Genomic DNA, 19,846 nt, shown 5'->3' on the forward strand with positions numbered 1-19,846 from the left:
TAATACTCAGCTTTATAATACATATAAGAAAATATTTAATCATCTAACGCCGTATTCATAATTGGCCATTCTGGAAGTGCAACTTCAAATGTATCAGGATCAATAGCTAAATATTCATTCCTTTCATAAGATAACAAAACTCTCCCTCCAAAAGCTAATTGATTAGATTCGCGACTTGGCCAATAAACATTATAAGGCATTGTATTTAGATGTGAATAAACTTTATAAATTTGTGGAGATCCACCAATATAAGGTCGATTCACATCTCTAATAAATTCAATCAATACTTCAAATGGCTCCATTATCAGCCCTTCTATTTCTATTCTATTTCGAGTATTTAACAATTCATAGACTTTATTTTGTGCCAAATTTGCATCATCCCCTATAAATGTAAAATACTTATTGCCTCCACCTTTTTTCCGATGTTTTGAAGCACTGCGAAATCGAAATTCATTAGATAGACTATGAAAATAAACTGTCCAAATTTTAAATGACTGAGTTTTACATGAGTATCCAGCCAAAATAAAGCTGACTTCTGCTGGATCAGGAATTATTTGCCCTCTTGGTAAATTGGTAATACTTTTCCACATAGCATTAAAAATTCGTAATACATGTCCTTTTAACTCTGTTAATTCATAAGCTCTAGATCGAATTTTAGGATGCATTCGAACAGCCGTTTGAAGTTGTAGCATCAAAGGATAAGCATTAGCAGTCGATCCTGCAAATGCAATAACAGCATCACCTCGGCCCAAATCTAGTACTTTAGTACCAATATCCCATGCTCGTCCTCCATTCAATCGAGAGTCACTTGCAATATATAATTCTTTGCTTTTTTTATAATGCCTAACCCAGGCTACTACAAGCGTCATTAATATTATCCTATCTTCAACTAGACTATATTCAACATATAAAGAACAATAGATGCATCAAGATCAAGCCATACTATATAAAGTTCAATTCATTTTTATGATCTCTTACTCATTATTACTCAAGGTGGTAGGTTTAAATATTACTACTTTACCTTTTCATTAAACAATAAAAACACCCCCTCATCTTTCGATCAGGGGGTGTTTTAGATTTAAAAGCTGGCGATGACTTACTCTCACATGGCAAGTGCCACACTACCATCAGCGCGAAGAGGTTTCACTTCTGAGTTCGGGAAGGGATCAGGTGGTTCACTCTTGCTATTGTCGCCAGCAAACTGTTGTGGTGTTTTCGGGTCTTATTCACGATGTAATCATCGTATGCCTTACTTACGGTCCAAAGAGTTATTAACGGATTAGATAATTGGTCTGTATTGTAACTAGTTTGTACACTAAATCAAGTTAAGTATTGAATTTATCTTGAATACAACAACTGTTTGGGTGTTGTATAGTCAAGCCTCACGAGCAATTAGTATTGGTCAGCTTCACACGTCACCGTGCTTCCACACCCAACCTATCAACGTCCTAGTCTCGAACGGCTCTTTAGAGGACATAAAGTCCTAGGGAAATCTTATCTTGAGGTAGGCTTCCCGCTTAGATGCTTTCAGCGGTTATCCCTTCCGAACATAGCTACCCGGCGATGCCACTGGCGTGACAACCGGTACACCAGAGGTTCGTCCACTCTGGTCCTCTCGTACTAGGAGCAGATCCTCTCAAATTTCCAGCGCCCACGGTAGATAGGGACCGAACTGTCTCACGACGTTCTAAACCCAGCTCGCGTACCTCTTTAAATGGCGAACAGCCATACCCTTGGGACCTGCTTCAGCCCCAGGATGAGATGAGCCGACATCGAGGTGCCAAACACCGCCGTCGATATGAACTCTTGGGCGGTATCAGCCTGTTATCCCCAGAGTACCTTTTATCCGTTGAGCGATGGCCCTTCCATACAGAACCACCGGATCACTAAGACCTACTTTCGTACCTGCTCGACTTGTGGGTCTCGCAGTTAAGCGCGCTTTTGCCTTTATACTCTACGCGTGATTTCCGACCACGCTGAGCGCACCTTCGTACTCCTCCGTTACTCTTTAGGAGGAGACCGCCCCAGTCAAACTACCCACCAGACATGGTCCTCGCCCCGGATTACGGGGCAGAGTTAGAACCTCAACATTACCAGGGTGGTATTTCAAGGACGGCTCCATTGGAACTAGCGTTCCAACTTCAAAGCCTCCCACCTATCCTACACAAGTAAGGTCAAAGTTCAATGTCAAGCTGCAGTAAAGGTTCACGGGGTCTTTCCGTCTAGCCGCGGGTACACTGCATCTTCACAGCGATTTCGATTTCACTGAGCCTCTGCTGGAGACAGCGCCGCCATCATTATGCCATTCGTGCAGGTCGGAACTTACCCGACAAGGAATTTCGCTACCTTAGGACCGTTATAGTTACGGCCGCCGTTTACTGGGGCTTCGATCAAGAGCTTCGCTTACGCTAACCCCATCAATTAACCTTCCAGCACCGGGCAGGCATCACACCCTATACGTCCACTTTCGTGTTTGCAGAGTGCTATGTTTTTAATAAACAGTTGCAGCGGCCTGGTTTCTGTGGCTGCCAATAGCTCAGGGAGCAAGTCCCATCACCGTCAGCAGCGTACCTTCTCCCGAAGTTACGGTACCATTTTGCCTAGTTCCTTCAGCAGAGTTCTCTCAAGCGCTTTGGTCTACTCGACCTGACCACCTGTGTCGGTTTCGGGTACGATTCCTGTGTAACTGAAGCTTAGAGACTTTTCCTGGAAGCATGGTATCAGCCACTTCACTGTACAAGTACAGCTTGCTATCAGCTCTCAGCATAGAGCACCCCGGATTTGCCTAAGATGCATGCCTACAGCCTTCCACCTGGACAACCAACGCCAGGCTGACTTAACCTTCTCCGTCCTCTCATCGCATTACACAGAAGTATTGGAATATTAACCAATTTCCCATCGACTACGCCTCTCGGCCTCGCCTTAGGGGTCGACTCACCCAGCCCCGATTAACGTTGGACTGGAACCCTTGGTCTTTCAGCGAACGGGTTTTTCACCCGTTTTGTCGTTACTCACGTCAGCATTCGCACTTCTGATACCTCCAGCATACTTCTCAATACACCTTCATCGGCTTACAGAACGCTCCCCTACCACTTACGCTAATGCGTAAATCCGCAGCTTCGGCACATAGTTTTAGCCCCGTTACATCTTCCGCGCAGGCCGACTCGACTAGTGAGCTATTACGCTTTCTTTAAAGGGTGGCTGCTTCTAAGCCAACCTCCTAGCTGTCTATGCCTTCCCACATCGTTTCCCACTTAACTATGATTTTGGGGCCTTAGCTGGCGGTCTGGATTGTTTTCCTCTTGACTACGGACGTTAGCACCCGCAGTCTGTCTCCCGGATAGTACTCATTGGTATTCGGAGTTTGCATCGGTTTGGTAAGTCGGGATGACCCCCTAGCCGAAACAGTGCTCTACCCCCAATGGTATTCGTCCGAGGCGCTACCTAAATAGCTTTCGGGGAGAACCAGCTATCACCAGGCTTGATTAGCCTTTCACCCCTATCCACAAGTCATCCCCTGGCTTTTCAACGACAGTGGGTTCGGTCCTCCAGTTAGTGTTACCCAACCTTCAACCTGCTCATGGATAGATCGCCTGGTTTCGGGTCTACACCCAGCAACTAAACGCCCTATTAAGACTCGATTTCTCTACGGCTCCCCTATTCGGTTAACCTTGCTACTGAATGTAAGTCGCTGACCCATTATACAAAAGGTACGCAGTCACCGAACAAGTCGGCTCCCACTGCTTGTATGCATGCGGTTTCAGGATCTATTTCACTCCCCTCACAGGGGTTCTTTTCGCCTTTCCCTCACGGTACTGGTTCACTATCGGTCAGTCAGGAGTATTTAGCCTTGGAGGATGGTCCCCCCATATTCAGACAAGGTTTCACGTGCCTCGCCCTACTCGTCATCATTGTGTGTGCCCTTTCGTGTACGGGAATATCACCCTCTACGTTCGCACTTCCCAGAGCGTTCCACTAGAACACACACAACTTAATGGGCTGCTCCCCGTTCGCTCGCCGCTACTAAGGGAATCTCAATTGATTTCTTTTCCTAAGGGTACTGAGATGTTTCACTTCCCCTCGTTCGCTTCATAAACCTATGTATTCAGTTTATGATACCCGCCTTATAGCGGGTGGGTTCCCCCATTCAGAAATCTCCGGATCAAAGGATATTTGCCGCCTCCCCGGAGCTTTTCGCAGGCTATCACGTCTTTCATCGCCTCTGACTGCCAAGGCATCCACCACATGCACTTAATTACTTGACTATACAACCCCAAACAGTCGTTAACACATACAAGTGAGTGTTAGCGTTGCAAACTTAATTGCTACTATTCGTTGTCTGTGAACTTAATCACCATACAGCTTCAATCTAAATTCATTACCAAAACGCTTGATTCAGTGTTTTTGCTAGTTCTCAGATTAACTCTTCATCCAACTGAAATACTTACGTATTACTGTTAGTGTTGAATTAATCGAGTTTGAACAATTTATTTCAGACTCAATTTTCTAATCTGTTAATGATTAACTACCACCTCGTCGGTGCGTAGTAAACTGTGATAAATCACAGAAGTTAATAAACTCAAATCAAAATCTCTTTTGACTTATTTAGGTATTTATTAATTTCTATAATTTACTTTAGCTTTGAATTAATTTCGTTCTTACAAACTCTTTTTAATTCATGGTGGAGACTAGGAGAGTCGAACTCCTGACCTCCTGCGTGCAAAGCAGGCGCTCTACCAACTAAGCTAAGTCCCCAGCTTAAATCATAATGAACGACATATCTTTCAATCTAGCAGCTTGTGATTATTCATCACTTCGTCAGTAGTGGTGGGTCTGACAAGACTTGAACTTGTGACCCCACGCTTATCAAGCGTGTGCTCTAACCAACTGAGCTACAGACCCTCAGATACATCTTCGAAGAACAACTTGTTGTGGATTCTTACCGGCCATCAATCTTTCGTTAAGGAGGTGATCCAGCCGCAGGTTCCCCTACGGCTACCTTGTTACGACTTCACCCCAGTCATCGGCCACACCGTGGTAAGCGTCCTCCTTGCGGTTAGACTACCTACTTCTGGTGCAACAAACTCCCATGGTGTGACGGGCGGTGTGTACAAGGCCCGGGAACGTATTCACCGCGGCATTCTGATCCGCGATTACTAGCGATTCCGACTTCATGGAGTCGAGTTGCAGACTCCAATCCGGACTACGATCGGCTTTTTGAGATTAGCATCCTATCGCTAGGTAGCAACCCTTTGTACCGACCATTGTAGCACGTGTGTAGCCCTGGTCGTAAGGGCCATGATGACTTGACGTCGTCCCCGCCTTCCTCCAGTTTGTCACTGGCAGTATCCTTAAAGTTCCCGGCTTAACCCGCTGGCAAATAAGGAAAAGGGTTGCGCTCGTTGCGGGACTTAACCCAACATCTCACGACACGAGCTGACGACAGCCATGCAGCACCTGTATGTAAGTTCCCGAAGGCACCAATCCATCTCTGGAAAGTTCTTACTATGTCAAGACCAGGTAAGGTTCTTCGCGTTGCATCGAATTAAACCACATGCTCCACCGCTTGTGCGGGCCCCCGTCAATTCATTTGAGTTTTAGTCTTGCGACCGTACTCCCCAGGCGGTCTACTTATCGCGTTAGCTGCGCCACTAAAGCCTCAAAGGCCCCAACGGCTAGTAGACATCGTTTACGGCATGGACTACCAGGGTATCTAATCCTGTTTGCTCCCCATGCTTTCGTACCTCAGCGTCAGTATTAGGCCAGATGGCTGCCTTCGCCATCGGTATTCCTCCAGATCTCTACGCATTTCACCGCTACACCTGGAATTCTACCATCCTCTCCCATACTCTAGCTGACCAGTATCGAATGCAATTCCTAAGTTAAGCTCAGGGATTTCACATCCGACTTAATCAGCCGCCTACGCACGCTTTACGCCCAGTAAATCCGATTAACGCTCGCACCCTCTGTATTACCGCGGCTGCTGGCACAGAGTTAGCCGGTGCTTATTCTGCGAGTAACGTCCACTATCCAGTAGTATTAATACTAGTAGCCTCCTCCTCGCTTAAAGTGCTTTACAACCAAAAGGCCTTCTTCACACACGCGGCATGGCTGGATCAGGGTTCCCCCCATTGTCCAATATTCCCCACTGCTGCCTCCCGTAGGAGTCTGGGCCGTGTCTCAGTCCCAGTGTGGCGGATCATCCTCTCAGACCCGCTACAGATCGTCGCCTTGGTAGGCCTTTACCCCACCAACTAGCTAATCCGACTTAGGCTCATCTATTAGCGCAAGGCCCGAAGGTCCCCTGCTTTCTCCCGTAGGACGTATGCGGTATTAGCATTCCTTTCGGAATGTTGTCCCCCACTAATAGGCAGATTCCTAAGCATTACTCACCCGTCCGCCGCTAGGTAATGTAGCAAGCTACATTTCCCCGCTCGACTTGCATGTGTTAAGCCTGCCGCCAGCGTTCAATCTGAGCCATGATCAAACTCTTCAGTTTAATATCATTTGTGCTTTATTCTAAGCACCAAATCTGGCTCATCAATTTTCTGACTTTAATTTCTCAAATAAACTTCGAGTAATTTCTACCATTCAATCAATGAAATATTTTCGATCGATTAACCAGTAAAAATCCACACAAGTTGTTCTTCTATTCTCTTAATGATCTCTTTATCGCCTCGTCAGCGATAAATTAACGCAATGAATGTTTAACAACTTAACCAGTAAAGCTAAGTTATTTTTGCTTCATCGCGTCGGGATGTGTGCATTATAGGAGATTTTTTTTGGTGTGCAAGCTTTTTTAAACCCTTGTTTTATTGAGTGTTCTTTTTTTACACACAAACATGTTCAACAAGCGAACAATATAGCTGTAACCATATAAAATTAAAGCAGAAATATTTAATTCATATTTCTGCTTTGTTTTTTACTTAGTGTTCTTTATCTGTACACTAATAATTTTAATCGGTTGTTTTGGTACATTTTGATGCATACCAAAGTTAGCAGTTGGCACTTTTACGATTTTATCAACTATATCCATACCTTTAGTCACTTTACCGAAAACGGCGTAACCCGCATCCATCGGTGACTTATTTAAAAAGTTATTATCTGCGACATTAATAAAGAATTGACTACTCGCTGAGTTCGGATCACTGGTACGCGCCATTGCTAAAGTGCCACGAGTATTTTTCAAACCATTGTTTGCCTCATTTACAATCGGCGCTTTAGTCTTCTTCTCAACCATATTTGCATCAAGACCACCGCCTTGAACCATAAAACCTGGAATCACACGGTGAAAGATAGTACCCGTATAGAAGTTGCTTTTTACATAGCTTTCGAAGTTCTTTGCAGAGACAGGTGCCTTATCATCATAAAGCTCGATTTCAATATTCCCCATACTGGTTTTCATATCAACCATGGTATTTGCAAATAAATGGCTGCTTGCCAAAATTAAACCTGTTGTCATGAACAACTTTTTCATCATTGCTTTTCTCGGCTTGAACATAGATTTGTTGTGAATGATCATCTTAATTTTGCTGATTCTATTTTACTATTTCTATTTGTTATCTTTAAATCAAAAAACCGATGTTTCACGTGAAACATCGGCTTAGACTTTATTAACTATGTTTATCCCAAAATTTTCTAAAGTTTTTGGCAATTTCAATCGTATTACGTTTAGCTTTATTAAACACAGGCGTTAAGTTAATGAAACCATGTGTTTGATCAGGATAATTTACATATTGAACTTTCACACCACTCTGTCTCAGTTTATGGCTGTAAATTTCACCTTCATCATGAAGTAAATCGTGACCAGCTGTAATAACGTATGCTGGAGCAAGCTTTTTAAGGTTTCCATAGGTTGGAGAAATTAATGGATCATCTAAAGCAATGTTGTGTTGAGTTGCATAATAGTCAGTGACATAGTCAACATCTTTGCTGGTTAATACTAAGCCTTGCCCATAAGCATAAAATGATGGATGTCTACTTTTGAAATCTACTACTGGATAAATGAGAAGTTGTGCTTGTGGTGCATAAGATTTCCCAGCGGCATGCTGCGCCACAACTGTACTAATATTTCCGCCAGCACTATCACCAGCAACAGCAATACGATTTTTATAAATTTTCAGTTGACGACGATTTTGATACACCCATGCCAAAGCATCTTCACAAGATTTAATAAGCAGTTGCGGCGATGCTTCTGGTGCTAGTGGATAATCGATACTGAGAACTTGTACTTTGGCATGTTTAGCGATTAAACGACATGCTTCATCATGGGTATCTAAACCTCCCACCACAAAACCACCACCGTGATAAAACACGATCATTGGAAGCTTTTTATTGGGTGCTGGATGATAATGCCGCGCGAATACAGTGCCGCTTTGTAAGGGTAAGCGAATATCTTCAACGGATTCAATAAATGTAGCTTTATTTAAGATTGCTAACATTTGGGTATCAAACTGACGTCGTGACTCGATCGGATCATCTCCAATAAAGCCAATATGACCTTGCTTAATTTGAACAGCCATTAAACATTTTATAAATGCGTCTAAATCTGGATATTGGTATGGATAGCCTAAAAGTTTAGCCAGAGACTCTTGAATAATTTTAGGTAACTTATCAAGTGCTCGTGCAGCTGGACCTTGTCCTTTATCTAAGATTGTTTGAATTTTCTGAGGTAATGCTGTCACGTTCTTCCCCTTTATCGCGCTGTCCATAGTTCTTGTCCACATCGACTATATGCCTTTATAAAGTCTGAGATCAAGATAAAGAATTAAAATCATGCTGTAACCTAAAGCCATGATCTTAAAAAGTCATTAACCATTCTGCTTATGCGTATGTGCTTTTTATGCCAATTGATTAATTTATCTGTATTTATAATCACAACTTAAAACTGACTTTTAGTGATTCGTTTTGTTTGTACGTTTAGGGAAATAAATACTGAAAATCCTTCTGCTGATCTAGTATCCAAACTTTACAATAGAATTGTGATCTATCAGATTTCATGATTGCTAGCTGAAAAAATCTATTGCTTCGATTAAATGTCTATTCCATTTATCCAAATCAAAGAGAAGTGTTCAATTCAAATAAAAAGAACCAGGGTCGGTTGGATCCTAGTTCTTTCAAATTTAGTTATTTACTTGACCTAATCACTTTCATATATAGCAGTATATGAATAGATTGATGTGTTGGCATCGACATGACAATCTATCGTCTAATTAAGTCAAAGATTAACTTACTGTGCAGATGCATCCGCACCCGCAGAGCCTGATACTGAACCAGAAACATCAGCAGATGCATTGCCAGGTTGAACATCAACTGATGTGCCTGCTTGCACGCCTACACCACCTTGAACGCCTGTTGGGCTTGCGCTTGTTTGAGCAGAACCAGAAGCATCCAAACCACCTTGAGTTGAACAACCCACAGCTGTGAAAGCAACACCCGATACAACCATAGAAATCAATGCTAACTTTTTCATTACGTATTTCCTTTCATTATGACAAAAAGCAAAGTTGTCTTTGCGTTGCCTATCATTCACAATTTTTTTCTTTACCGTGATGAGGATTAGTTGCAGTTTGTTATTGATGCAGGAGGTTTTTGCAATTTTTATTAAATCGATTCAATTTAAGCTTCACGCATTTTTTTAATTGTTCAAAAATAGCTAAACATTTATCTAATCAAAAGTTTTATTGATATCAGCACTACGACAACATCAGAAAAAAGCATTATCTTCAATTTTTATAATTTATATAAAGCTTGTGAAATCCTCTTATAAGCTTACATTGTAATTGGCTGAATCTTTAGTCTAAATCAAAACAAAAAACCGTGAATTGTATTCACAGTTTTTTGTTTCAGCCCAATATTAAGGCCATTTCATCTCGCCTTTAACCACTTTTGCACCCAATTCTAGGCTGCTTATTTCGGTTAAATTAGGATATTGAGTTTGCATCTTTTGAATGAGCGTTGTTGAGTCATTTGTGACTTTAACTGCTTTTTCATATTGCTTTAAATAGTCAAGCGAGAAATTAACTGCATCCAATCCTTCGGCTGCACCTGATTTCATATGCGCTGGCACCACAACTTTTGGATTTAAGGATTTGATATTTTCCAAAGTTTGAATAACTTCATGACGATCTTTAGTGGTTGGTGTATCTGCCATCCATAAATGAATGCCTGAAGACACAGGAATACCACCTACAACTGCTTTAGCGCTTGGAATCCATAAATAAGTCAGCTCTTTATTACCTTTGATTTCAATATTTTCATTTTCTAACTTTAATGTTTTAGCCGTATACGCTTGCGGAACAATAATCTTGCTCGGCGCATTGGCACCCATTTTTGGTCCCCAATAAGCGACTTTTAGCGCTTGCGTATCTTGAATATGTTTCACCGTTTCAGGCGTTGCAATAATTTGTACATTCGGAAAATATTGTTTAAATACATCTAAGCCAAAATAGAAATCAGGATCGCCATAGCTGACAAAAATGGTTTTTAAGCTTTTTCCACTATCTAGAATATCGGCAGCAATACGTAATGCTTCTGATTTAGAAAATTGTGCATTTACAAGTAAAACTTCTTTATCACCTTCGATTAAAGTCGCAGTTACGCCAAAATGCTCAGGCTTTGCTAAAAAATTCTGAATTTTTAATTCTTGTGCAAAACTGGTTGAGCTTGCAGCCAATACAGTAAGTGCTAATGCATAAGGTTTAACGTTCATTTATTCATCTCCTATCTGATAGAAGATACTTTACGTTGCAATTTTTGCCAAATAAACACTCTAAATTAAGATAAAATGTTGCATATTTTGCAACAATAACTATCAACATGGATACTTTAAAAGCCATTCAAGTCTTTGTCTGTATTGCTCAACAAGGCAATCTGAGCAAGGCAGCTGAACATTTAGACTATTCCAAAGCAATGGTCTCTCGCTATTTAGATCATCTTGAACATACTTTCTCGACTCGACTTTTCCAACGTAACACGCGCAAAGTTTCACTCACCCCTGCGGGTGAGAAAGCACTGGTTTATTGTGAAAATATTTTACAACAGCAACAATTATTAGAAGGTTTAGCTGCGCCCGAACAACAGAGTGGTACGATTCGTTTTACCTGTGGTTTGTTTTTATTTCAGCTTGGTGTGAATGAATGTATTAAACAATTTAAAAAACTCTATCCACATATCCACTTTGATGTTTATTTAACTGAAAATACAGTAGATCTCATAGATGCTCAGGTTGATCTTGCGCTCAGAATCACACAGAAAGTTGCCGATGGGCTGATTGCTCGTCCTGTCTGCCAAATCGAATCGACTTTTTGCGCCCATCCACATTATTTACAAGACCACACTCCCCTGTCACATCCAAGCCAACTGATTCAACATGAGTGTATCGCGCACCATACCCATAATCAGTATTGGACTTTGTTTGATACAGATCAGCAACCACAGAATTATCCATTAAATGTTACGTTTAAAAGTAATGATGTGATTGCACTTTATCAAATGTGTCTTAAAGCAGAAGGCATTGCCATGTTGCCCACTTTATTAGTGCGTAAGGATATCGCTCAACAACATTTACATCAGGTGTTTACCGATTTTTCGGCGCCCGATCTGACCTTGTCATTGGTATATGCTTCTAGACAACATTTACCTAAAATAACCCAAGAATTTATTGCTTTTGTGATCGAAAACTTAAATTTTTACTTAAATCAGCAAAATTAAAAGATTTAAATGGATCTGAACGCTTGAATTTTGTCGCCTTGCCCATACCTCATCCTTATCTATAAATGACCAAGATGTGGCAGTTCGGGTTTGACCCTATGAGCATTCACTGCAAAAAGGACTGTACATGTTTAAGAACTTTTTTCAACGGAGATCATCAATGGCTAATGAGCACAATGAGCAAGCTCAAGACATTCAAAATGAGCAACAAACTGAACAAACTCAAGCTGAAGGTGTAGAGCAAGCAAACGAGCTTAGCGTTGAAGATTTACAAGCGCAAATCACCAAACTCGAAGAGAGCTTAAAGCTCGAAAAAGCACGTACTGCCAATGCGGTTTATGAAGCACAAAAAAGTGTCGAACGCATTCAACGTGAATCTGAAAAGCATAAAGAAACTGTGCTGGAAAAATTTGCCAAAGAATTATTAGATTCTGTCGACAATTTAGAACGTGCCATTCAAGCTGCGGGTGAAGAAGAAACGCCTGTACTTGAAGGAATTAAGCTCACTTTGAAATCGCTACTCACCACACTGGAAAAATTTGGTGTCGTCGAAGCAGATACCCAAAATGGTTTCAATGCGGATTTACATCAAGCAGTTGGTATCGATCCAAATGCTCAAGCGAACCAAATCGGTACTGTTTTACAGAAAGGTTATACCTTGAATGGTCGTTTACTTCGTCCAGCGATGGTAATGGTAGGTCAATAATCTGCGAGCAAAGCATTTATTTGCTCAAAAATGTGGAAATTTGAGAGTTTTTTGATTTTTTTTCACAAAAATGCTTGAAAAAAACCGATTAACTCTCATATCGAATAACAAGAAAATCCCCTTTTGATTCTCCCCTTTGTCACTGGAGAAATTGGGGATTCACAAAATTTTAGAGGAACATCCCAAATGGCAAAAATTATTGGTATTGACTTAGGTACTACCAACTCATGTGTTGCTGTACTTGAAGGCGATAAAGTAAAAGTAATCGAAAATGCTGAAGGCACACGTACTACTCCATCGATCATCGCTTATAAAGATGGCGAGATCCTTGTTGGTCAAAGCGCGAAACGCCAAGCGGTAACTAACCCAAAAAATACATTATTCGCAATCAAGCGTTTAATTGGTCGTCGCTACGAAGATCAAGCGGTACAAAAAGACATCGGTCTTGTACCTTACAAAATCATCAAAGCAGACAATGGCGATGCTTGGGTTGAAGTAAACGATAAAAAACTTGCACCTCAACAGATCTCTGCTGAAATCTTGAAAAAGATGAAAAAAACTGCAGAAGACTATTTAGGTGAAACAGTAACTGAAGCAGTAATTACTGTTCCTGCTTATTTTAATGATGCACAACGTCAAGCAACTAAAGATGCAGGTAAAATTGCAGGTCTTGATGTTAAACGTATCATCAACGAACCAACTGCTGCTGCACTTGCGTTCGGTATGGACAAAAAAGAAGGCGATCGTAAAATCGCGGTTTACGACTTAGGTGGCGGTACGTTTGACGTATCAATCATTGAAATCGCTGACCTTGATGGCGACCAACAAATCGAAGTGTTATCAACAAATGGTGATACTTTCCTTGGTGGTGAAGACTTTGATAACGCTTTAATTGAATTCTTGGTTGAAGAATTTAAGAAAGAACAAAGTGTGAACTTGAAAAATGATCCACTTGCGTTACAACGTTTGAAAGAAGCTGCTGAAAAAGCAAAAATCGAGCTTTCTTCATCAAATGCAACTGAAATCAACCTTCCATACATCACTGCTGATGCGACTGGTCCTAAACACTTAGTGATCAACGTAACACGTGCAAAACTTGAAGGTTTAGTTGCTGACTTAGTTGCTCGTACCATTGAACCTTGTCGTATCGCGCTTAAAGATGCTGGTCTTTCGACTTCTGACATCTCTGACGTGATCTTGGTGGGCGGCCAGTCTCGTATGCCAATGGTTCAACAGAAAGTACAAGAATTCTTCGGTAAAGAGCCACGTAAAGACGTGAACCCTGACGAAGCAGTTGCGATTGGCGCAGCAATTCAAGGTGCGGTGTTGTCTGGTGACAAAACTGACGTACTTTTATTAGACGTAACACCGTTAACTTTAGGTATCGAAACAATGGGCGGTGTATTAACTCCGATCATTGAGAAAAACACCACGATTCCTGCGAAGAAATCACAAGTGTTCTCTACTGCTGCTGACAACCAGCCTGCTGTAGATATTTCGGTTTACCAAGGTGAACGTAAAATGGCTCAACAAAACAAATTGTTGGGTAACTTCCAATTAGGCGATATCCCACCTGCTCCACGTGGCGTACCGCAAATTGAAGTATCGTTCGACATCAACGCTGATGGTATCTTGAAAGTATCAGCTAAAGATAAGAGCACTGGTAAAGAGCAATCAATCCAGATTAAAGCAAACTCAGGTTTGTCTGATGCTGAAATCGAAGCAATGATCAAAGATGCTGAAGCGAATGCTGAAGAAGACCGTAAGTTTGAAGAGTTAGCGAAAGCTCGTAACGAAGCAGATGCTCTTGTGTCTAGCTCGAATAAAGCAGTTAAAGATCTTGGTGACAAAGTAACTGAAGATGAAAAAACTGCTATCGCTACTGCGGTTTCTGAGCTTGAAGCAGCAACCAAAGAAAATGATGTTGAAGACATCAAAGCGAAAACTGAAGCTTTACAAAACATCTTAATGCCAATCACGCAACGTGCTTATGAACAAGCACAAGGTGCTGGCGGCGCAGAAGGTTTTGATCCAAATGCATTCCAAGGTGGTGATGCAGGTCAACAGAAAGCGGACGATGGCGTTGTAGATGCTGAGTTCACAGAAGTAAAAGACGACAAAAAATAATTTGTCTCTTTAAAAAAAGACCGCGCGAAAGCGCGGTTTTTTTGCATTAAATTTTTATATCCATACTTAAATTCAAATTAGTTTTAGCTACAGTAGAGGCGGCATGGAAGCCGCCCTGTTGGGCTACGGTAATATGGATGTACTACTGTCAGCCCAACAAATGGTTTTGTCTACTTTGTCCAAAAACAAAGTAGAATCTTGCCTGCGCAAAACATTTAAACTTTACACAAAATTTGAGGCTGTGACTTTGATAAATGAATTAAATCTTATTTATAGAAAGTAATTATTAGGTAGATTTAGATTGATCGAAATACAGTTCACCCAAAATCGGCATAAACAAAGGAACTACCCCACAAGCTTTTATTTCATCAAGAAATTCAGGAATATTCACCCCAGGTAATAAATGTGGTGGTGCATCAATCGGCGTGACCATGCTATCCCAATGACATGGAATAATGTATTTAGGTTTTAGTAGTCGCACCACATCTTTGACATAGTTAGGACGGTATTTACGCCCAATCGCACATAAACAAACAATATCTGCCTGCTTACCCTGCAACTCCTGTTCAATAAAGTCAGCAGAATCAATATGAACGACTTTAAGTTTGCCTGTATCAATCCACCAATTGAATACCTGCCCATGCCGTAAATGATGAAACTTTGGTGGATATGGTGGTGGTGTGGTCATATCACCTGGTAATGGTACTCGCCCAAATAAAGCCTTACCATGAATGGATGGCAAACCAACAACTTGCCACTTACCACAATCAATGACTTCTCGTCCCTTCGTTTCAAGCATTTGCGATTCCAGCAAACCTGCTGATCGTCCATACATTAAGGTTGCTTGAGAACCAATTAAACGTGCCCCTGTTTGTTTACATACCTCTGGTGCATCTAAAATATGATCATAATGAGCATGCCCAATCAATACATCATCTGCGCTTGGTATATATTGTCTAACTAATTCTGGATCACTTAATAAAGGTTGAGTAAATGTTTGAGTTAAGGTTGGGCGGCTGATAAAAGGATCAAGTACGATCGTACGATGCTGATCAGAAACAATAAATCCTGCTGTCCCCAAATATTTGATTTTTAAATTTTCAGCTTTTGCCTTAGCTGGCGAAGAGGCAACCCAAGTTGAATCAGGTGCTTTAAGTAAATATTTCAGCATGCAACGTCCTTTGCATTTTATTTATCGGTAATTTTTCTATTTCAGTACCTTAAATATGGCAGCTGTAGGCATTGTTGACAAGTAATCCCTCGCATTAAAATAGATTCAACTGAGCCAATTCAAAGATATCAATTTGATACAGCTAAAATATTGTATGTATAATCCAGAACATTAAAACATTACGCTATAAAAAATGAAAACCGACCCGATTATCACAAAAATAAAATTTAGATTGATGCTTATTTCTTCTTTAGTCTTCGGCATTATTGGCAGCATATTTGATGCATATGATGAAAGGTCTATTTGGATCAATGAGGCTTTATCAATAGATCCGCAAAACTGGGAATTAGTCATTACCTGTATTCTTTTGATTGGCTTATTTGCTGGATTAATCGGTTTATTTACATTCAAAGAATGGGCAAGAAAGCTCTATGTTTATAGCTTTTTTCCCCTCTTACTCATTTATCTATTACCTAGTTTTTCTTGGACATTCATGTCTGGTTTCGGCGCAATTTTTTATGAGCTAGGAGGTATTCTCACTACTCTGCTTTGGGGCATTTTAATTGTACCTAGTCTTTACCAACACTTATTCCAAAAAAGTATTAAATGAATCGAATCATTGTTATTGTCATCGTCGTTTTCATCTTATGGTCTGGTTATCAAACTCGACAACATCCTCAACTTAAATTTAATGCTTTGCTCGATCGAATCATACATCCATTCGATCATCGTTTACGTTATCGAATCGCTGATGTTGATCCTCGCTTTAAACTCAGTATTGAACAAGTACAAGAGATTAGTCAACAAGCGACACAAATTTGGAAAGATGGTACAGGTCAAGATTATTTTGTTTATGATCCGAATGCCCAGCTTGCAATTCGTCTGATTTATGATGAGCGGCAACAAGAAAGTGAACAACGTCGAGAACATATAACTCAACTCGAAGCCAATCAACAGGTATGGAAAGATAAAAAACAGCAATTAGATCAAATTGAACAAGAGGTTATCCGTAGTAAGCAATTTCTGGATTTAAAACAACAGCAACTTAATCAACAAATTCAGCAATACAATCAAGAGCGACTCTCCGCTCAACAAAGTCAAGCTTCCTCTGTATATTTTCAACAAAGACAACAACTACTACAAACGAATATTGAATTAGTGAGACAAGAGATAAACCAATATAATCAAAGGATTAATCAGTTAAATCAAAAAGTAGATGAACTTAACGCTCTTAACCAACAATTAGATGCATCCGTGCAGCAATACAAGCAACGTTTTAAACCTCATTTATTTCATAAAGGCTTATTTAATGGCAAAGAAATATTAATTTATGAGTTTGAATCAACGGATGATTTACGATTAACGATTGCGCATGAGCTAGGTCATGCTTTGGGTCTAGAACACAGTGATGATCCACAAGCACTGATGCATCCAATAATGAAAGATCAGGATACTGCACATTTCCGTTTAACCCAAGCTGACCGCTCGCTTTTATCAGTAAGATAATCAAAGCAAATGCTTATCTCGTTATGACTCAAAAAATGACTCAATTTAGATGGACGATAAACGTCACAATTGGGCGATTTTTAACTAAAAAGTAAAAAACTTTTCAATTTTTAAAAAACTTTACAAAAGTTAACAGTTTGGAGTTTTCAGCCTATCATTTCAGCGATTTACGCATGATATTGATTTAATACCTTGATATTTTTGCACTTTAGATCAAAAAATTACCATATTTTTTTATTTTAAAGAATGCTAATTGTTCGATTCAATTTTTTAATTATTGGGAAAAAGTCACAATTTTTACCTTTATTTATTAACTAGATAGCATTTTGACGTCCTCAAAATAATGATGAAAAATAAGTCTTTACTTGGGGGAATTTAGATCATGCGCTATCAATCTTTAGCCATCATCATGGCATATTTATGTACTTGCCTGCCTACTCTAAGTTTCGCACAAAATAATTTACACAATGCGAGCACTCATCAGCATGAATCCATAAAAACGCCTTTGCATTATCGAATTGCTGATATCGATTCACGCTTTAAACTCACGAAACAGCAAATTATAGAATTAACACAACAAGCTGCTGAAATTTGGGAACGAGAAACGGGTAAAAAAAACTTTATATATGACCCTCAAGCTGAGTTCACAATTAATCTTGTTTTTGATGATCGCCAACAAAGAAGCCTTGAACGTCTACAAGAATTAAATCAGCTGAAACTAGATCAATCCCATTGGGAAAAGCAAAATCAGCAGTTGCAACAATTTAGAGATGAAATTCAAAAATCAACAGCATTAATCGCAACTAAACAGACACGTCTTGCAGCTGAATTTCAAAAATATAATGCTGAAGCCCAACTCTTCAATCAATTGAAGTCTTCATCCAAAAGTGCTGCTGAGCAATTATCACAGCGCCAAAAAAACTTACAACAACAATCGATTGCTCTACAACAAGAGGTTCAACTACATAATCAAAAAACTCAGCAATTGAATCAAGAAATTAATAAATTAAATCAAAACAATCAAAAATTAGTACTTAACGCGAGCCAATTTAATCAAGTCTTTCAACCCCGCTTATTTCACAAGGGTAATTTCAACTCTAAACAAATTGATATTTATGAATTTTCATCAAAAGATGATTTACGTTTAACATTAGCTCATGAATTTGGTCATGCTTTAGGTTTAGAGCATACAGATGACCCGACATCGATCATGTATCCAGTAATCCAAAAACAAAATTTAAATCAATTTGAGCTGGCAGTCGCTGATCGAGAATTGGTTCAATCCATCAAATAACGGTGAGCATGAAAGATCCGACTGTATTTACAGAATTTACCAAAAAGTATATTTTTTGTTATTTATAACAATAAAATTACGTGATTTATGCATAAAAAATTATTTTTTATTTCACATTATTTTAATTTCTTAATTATTTATTTTATTAAAACTAAATATTTGTTATCACTTTTATTTTGATTAACATACACACATATATTTATTTTTTATTAAATTAATTTTAATCATTTCTTATTGATTTTTTATCCTATATTTTCAGAAATATTCTTAAAATTGATGTTTTGATACTATATTCATCAGCTTGACTACTAAAAACAACTGATTAAAATACAGCCTTTTTCAAGTTTCATCTCCCAACAATGCGTTCTTTTTTTATGCTTTTTGCTTCGTGTTTTTCCATGCTGGCAACGACGTATACTTTCGCTCAAGTTTCGTCAAATACTTTTCAGAGTCAAATACGCTATAGCACCGCAAATCCCCTGCATTATCGGATTGCCAACGTAGATCCTCGACTAAATATCAGCAAACAAGATGTCATTGATTTGAGTAAACAAGCAGCCGCTATTTGGGAAAAAGATACGGGACAAAAATATTTTTCTTATGATCCAAATGCAAAATTTGTGATCAATATTGTTTTTGATCAACGCCAAGTTCGTAGTATGAAACGTTCGGAAAATCTGAGCCAACTGGAGCAAAATAAGCAAGTTTGGTTAAATCAAAATGAACAAATTCAAGAGTTCAAAGCGGATCTGACTCAAACTGCCACCCAATTGGAGTTGCAGAAAATTCAATATCAAGTTGATCATGAAAATTATGAACAGCAATTATCTAAACTAAACACAAGCAAAAAGAATACTGCTGAATTAGCAAAGATAGAAAAACTCAGACAGCATCTAGAAAATCAGTCAGTTGATATACAAAAAAAAAATCAAGAATATAATCAAAAAAAACAGCAACTTGATCAGCAAATGAAAGCTTTTGATCAACGTCATCAAGAGTTAGCGGATGCTGTAGCTCAATTTAATCAAACCTTTAAACCAGTAGTTTTACACAAAGGTCAATTTAAAGATAACCAAATTTTTATCTATGAATTTTCATCAATCGATGATTTGCGACTGACTTTAGCTCATGAATTTGGTCATGCTTTAGGGTTAAAACATACACAAGACCCAAAATCACTGATGTATCCCCGTATTAAAGAGCAGGATGCAAAAGACTTTAAATTAACAGATACCGATTTAAAACTATTGGGTTTTTCACAATAGAATGATTTAAATCTTGAGCCTTATTTTACTAATTTTATGTTTTCACACAAGATATTAACTATGAG

Annotated in this window: 13 protein-coding genes, 2 tRNA genes and 3 rRNA genes; 7 read left to right on the top strand and 11 right to left on the bottom strand. The window is 39.5% G+C overall.

The window, feature by feature from the left end:
* Positions 1 to 35 precede the first annotated feature (35 nt).
* The 10 genes from NGC85_RS16680 to NGC85_RS16725 all read right to left on the bottom strand — a co-directional run bounded on the left by NGC85_RS16680 (position 36) and on the right by NGC85_RS16725 (position 10,711).
* Positions 36 to 869, bottom strand: a complete 834-nt coding sequence (locus NGC85_RS16680; protein WP_254804413.1) for a hypothetical protein — start codon at positions 867 to 869, stop codon at positions 36 to 38.
* 214 nt (positions 870 to 1,083) lie between these two features.
* A 5S ribosomal RNA gene (gene rrf / locus NGC85_RS16685) occupies positions 1,084 to 1,198 on the bottom strand.
* A gap of 173 nt (positions 1,199 to 1,371) precedes the next feature.
* Positions 1,372 to 4,265 (bottom strand): 23S ribosomal RNA (locus tag NGC85_RS16690).
* A 414-nt stretch (positions 4,266 to 4,679) separates the two neighbouring features.
* Positions 4,680 to 4,755 (bottom strand) — tRNA-Ala (locus NGC85_RS16695).
* Positions 4,756 to 4,825: 70 nt separating this feature from the next.
* A tRNA-Ile gene (locus tag NGC85_RS16700) sits at positions 4,826 to 4,902 on the bottom strand.
* A gap of 59 nt (positions 4,903 to 4,961) precedes the next feature.
* A 16S ribosomal RNA gene (locus NGC85_RS16705) occupies positions 4,962 to 6,499 on the bottom strand.
* Together the 16S, 23S and 5S rRNA genes with 2 tRNA genes alongside form the textbook arrangement of a ribosomal RNA operon.
* A gap of 423 nt (positions 6,500 to 6,922) precedes the next feature.
* Entirely contained in the window at positions 6,923 to 7,480 is a 558-nt protein-coding gene (locus NGC85_RS16710) for a peptidylprolyl isomerase (protein WP_169109796.1), read from the bottom strand.
* A gap of 133 nt (positions 7,481 to 7,613) precedes the next feature.
* Positions 7,614 to 8,684, bottom strand: a complete 1,071-nt coding sequence (locus tag NGC85_RS16715; RefSeq protein WP_188003260.1) for an alpha/beta hydrolase — start codon at positions 8,682 to 8,684, stop codon at positions 7,614 to 7,616.
* A gap of 545 nt (positions 8,685 to 9,229) precedes the next feature.
* Positions 9,230 to 9,472 (bottom strand): hypothetical protein, encoded by a 243-nt coding sequence (locus tag NGC85_RS16720; protein WP_005060513.1) that lies wholly within the window; start codon positions 9,470 to 9,472, stop codon positions 9,230 to 9,232.
* Between the two features lie 384 nt (positions 9,473 to 9,856).
* Complete coding sequence (locus NGC85_RS16725) at positions 9,857 to 10,711, bottom strand: MBL fold metallo-hydrolase (RefSeq protein ID WP_254804414.1); 855 nt, start codon at positions 10,709 to 10,711, stop codon at positions 9,857 to 9,859.
* 107 nt (positions 10,712 to 10,818) lie between these two features.
* Between NGC85_RS16725 and NGC85_RS16730 the strand changes: the two genes are divergently transcribed.
* From NGC85_RS16730 to dnaK, 3 genes are all read left to right on the top strand, one after another.
* The gene (locus NGC85_RS16730) at positions 10,819 to 11,712 is read left to right on the top strand and encodes a LysR family transcriptional regulator (protein WP_254804415.1); all 894 of its coding nucleotides are present in this window, start codon (positions 10,819 to 10,821) and stop codon (positions 11,710 to 11,712) included.
* 160 nt (positions 11,713 to 11,872) lie between these two features.
* Entirely contained in the window at positions 11,873 to 12,418 is a 546-nt protein-coding gene (grpE, locus tag NGC85_RS16735) for a nucleotide exchange factor GrpE (RefSeq protein WP_254804416.1), read from the top strand.
* Between the two features lie 186 nt (positions 12,419 to 12,604).
* Complete coding sequence (gene dnaK / locus NGC85_RS16740; protein WP_005055410.1) at positions 12,605 to 14,545, top strand: molecular chaperone DnaK; 1,941 nt, start codon at positions 12,605 to 12,607, stop codon at positions 14,543 to 14,545.
* A 286-nt stretch (positions 14,546 to 14,831) separates the two neighbouring features.
* On the opposite strand, the gene NGC85_RS16745 is transcribed toward dnaK, so the two are convergent.
* Positions 14,832 to 15,716 carry an MBL fold metallo-hydrolase gene (locus NGC85_RS16745; RefSeq protein WP_254804417.1) on the bottom strand — a complete coding sequence of 295 codons (885 nt, stop codon included), beginning with the start codon at positions 15,714 to 15,716 and terminating at the stop codon, positions 14,832 to 14,834.
* A gap of 193 nt (positions 15,717 to 15,909) precedes the next feature.
* On the opposite strand from NGC85_RS16745, the gene NGC85_RS16750 reads away from it, so the two are divergent.
* The 4 genes from NGC85_RS16750 (at position 15,910) to NGC85_RS16765 (ending at position 19,781) form a co-directional block, all read left to right on the top strand.
* Positions 15,910 to 16,326, top strand: coding sequence for a hypothetical protein (locus tag NGC85_RS16750; RefSeq protein ID WP_254804418.1), 417 nt, complete (start codon positions 15,910 to 15,912; stop codon positions 16,324 to 16,326).
* A complete protein-coding gene (locus NGC85_RS16755; RefSeq protein WP_254804419.1) occupies positions 16,323 to 17,222 on the top strand; it encodes a matrixin family metalloprotease in 900 nt (299 codons plus the stop codon). Before NGC85_RS16750 ends, NGC85_RS16755 begins: the two co-directional genes overlap by 4 nt.
* 382 nt (positions 17,223 to 17,604) lie before the next feature.
* A complete protein-coding gene (locus NGC85_RS16760) occupies positions 17,605 to 18,516 on the top strand; it encodes a matrixin family metalloprotease (protein WP_254804420.1) in 912 nt (303 codons plus the stop codon).
* A gap of 359 nt (positions 18,517 to 18,875) precedes the next feature.
* Positions 18,876 to 19,781 carry a matrixin family metalloprotease gene (locus NGC85_RS16765; protein WP_254804421.1) on the top strand — a complete coding sequence of 302 codons (906 nt, stop codon included), beginning with the start codon at positions 18,876 to 18,878 and terminating at the stop codon, positions 19,779 to 19,781.
* Positions 19,782 to 19,846: the final 65 nt, after the last annotated feature.

The sequence above is a fragment of the Acinetobacter sp. Z1 genome (assembly GCF_024296945.1).
GTDB classification, from domain to species: Bacteria; Pseudomonadota; Gammaproteobacteria; order Pseudomonadales; family Moraxellaceae; genus Acinetobacter; species Acinetobacter beijerinckii.

What these genes read in the sequence shown, in the direction of transcription:
- NGC85_RS16680 (WP_254804413.1), bottom strand. Translation starts at nt 869, where the DNA reads ATGACGCTTGTAGTAGCCTGGGTTAGGCATTATAAAAAAAGCAAAGAA.
- NGC85_RS16710 (WP_169109796.1), bottom strand. Translation starts at nt 7,480, where the DNA reads ATGATGAAAAAGTTGTTCATGACAACAGGTTTAATTTTGGCAAGCAGC.
- NGC85_RS16720 (WP_005060513.1), bottom strand. Translation starts at nt 9,472, where the DNA reads ATGAAAAAGTTAGCATTGATTTCTATGGTTGTATCGGGTGTTGCTTTC.
- NGC85_RS16725 (WP_254804414.1), bottom strand. Translation starts at nt 10,711, where the DNA reads ATGAACGTTAAACCTTATGCATTAGCACTTACTGTATTGGCTGCAAGC.
- NGC85_RS16730 (WP_254804415.1), top strand. Translation starts at nt 10,819, where the DNA reads ATGGATACTTTAAAAGCCATTCAAGTCTTTGTCTGTATTGCTCAACAA.
- grpE (WP_254804416.1), top strand. Translation starts at nt 11,873, where the DNA reads ATGGCTAATGAGCACAATGAGCAAGCTCAAGACATTCAAAATGAGCAA.
- dnaK (WP_005055410.1), top strand. Translation starts at nt 12,605, where the DNA reads ATGGCAAAAATTATTGGTATTGACTTAGGTACTACCAACTCATGTGTT.
- NGC85_RS16745 (WP_254804417.1), bottom strand. Translation starts at nt 15,716, where the DNA reads ATGCTGAAATATTTACTTAAAGCACCTGATTCAACTTGGGTTGCCTCT.
- NGC85_RS16750 (WP_254804418.1), top strand. Translation starts at nt 15,910, where the DNA reads ATGAAAACCGACCCGATTATCACAAAAATAAAATTTAGATTGATGCTT.
- NGC85_RS16755 (WP_254804419.1), top strand. Translation starts at nt 16,323, where the DNA reads ATGAATCGAATCATTGTTATTGTCATCGTCGTTTTCATCTTATGGTCT.
- NGC85_RS16760 (WP_254804420.1), top strand. Translation starts at nt 17,605, where the DNA reads ATGCGCTATCAATCTTTAGCCATCATCATGGCATATTTATGTACTTGC.
- NGC85_RS16765 (WP_254804421.1), top strand. Translation starts at nt 18,876, where the DNA reads ATGCGTTCTTTTTTTATGCTTTTTGCTTCGTGTTTTTCCATGCTGGCA.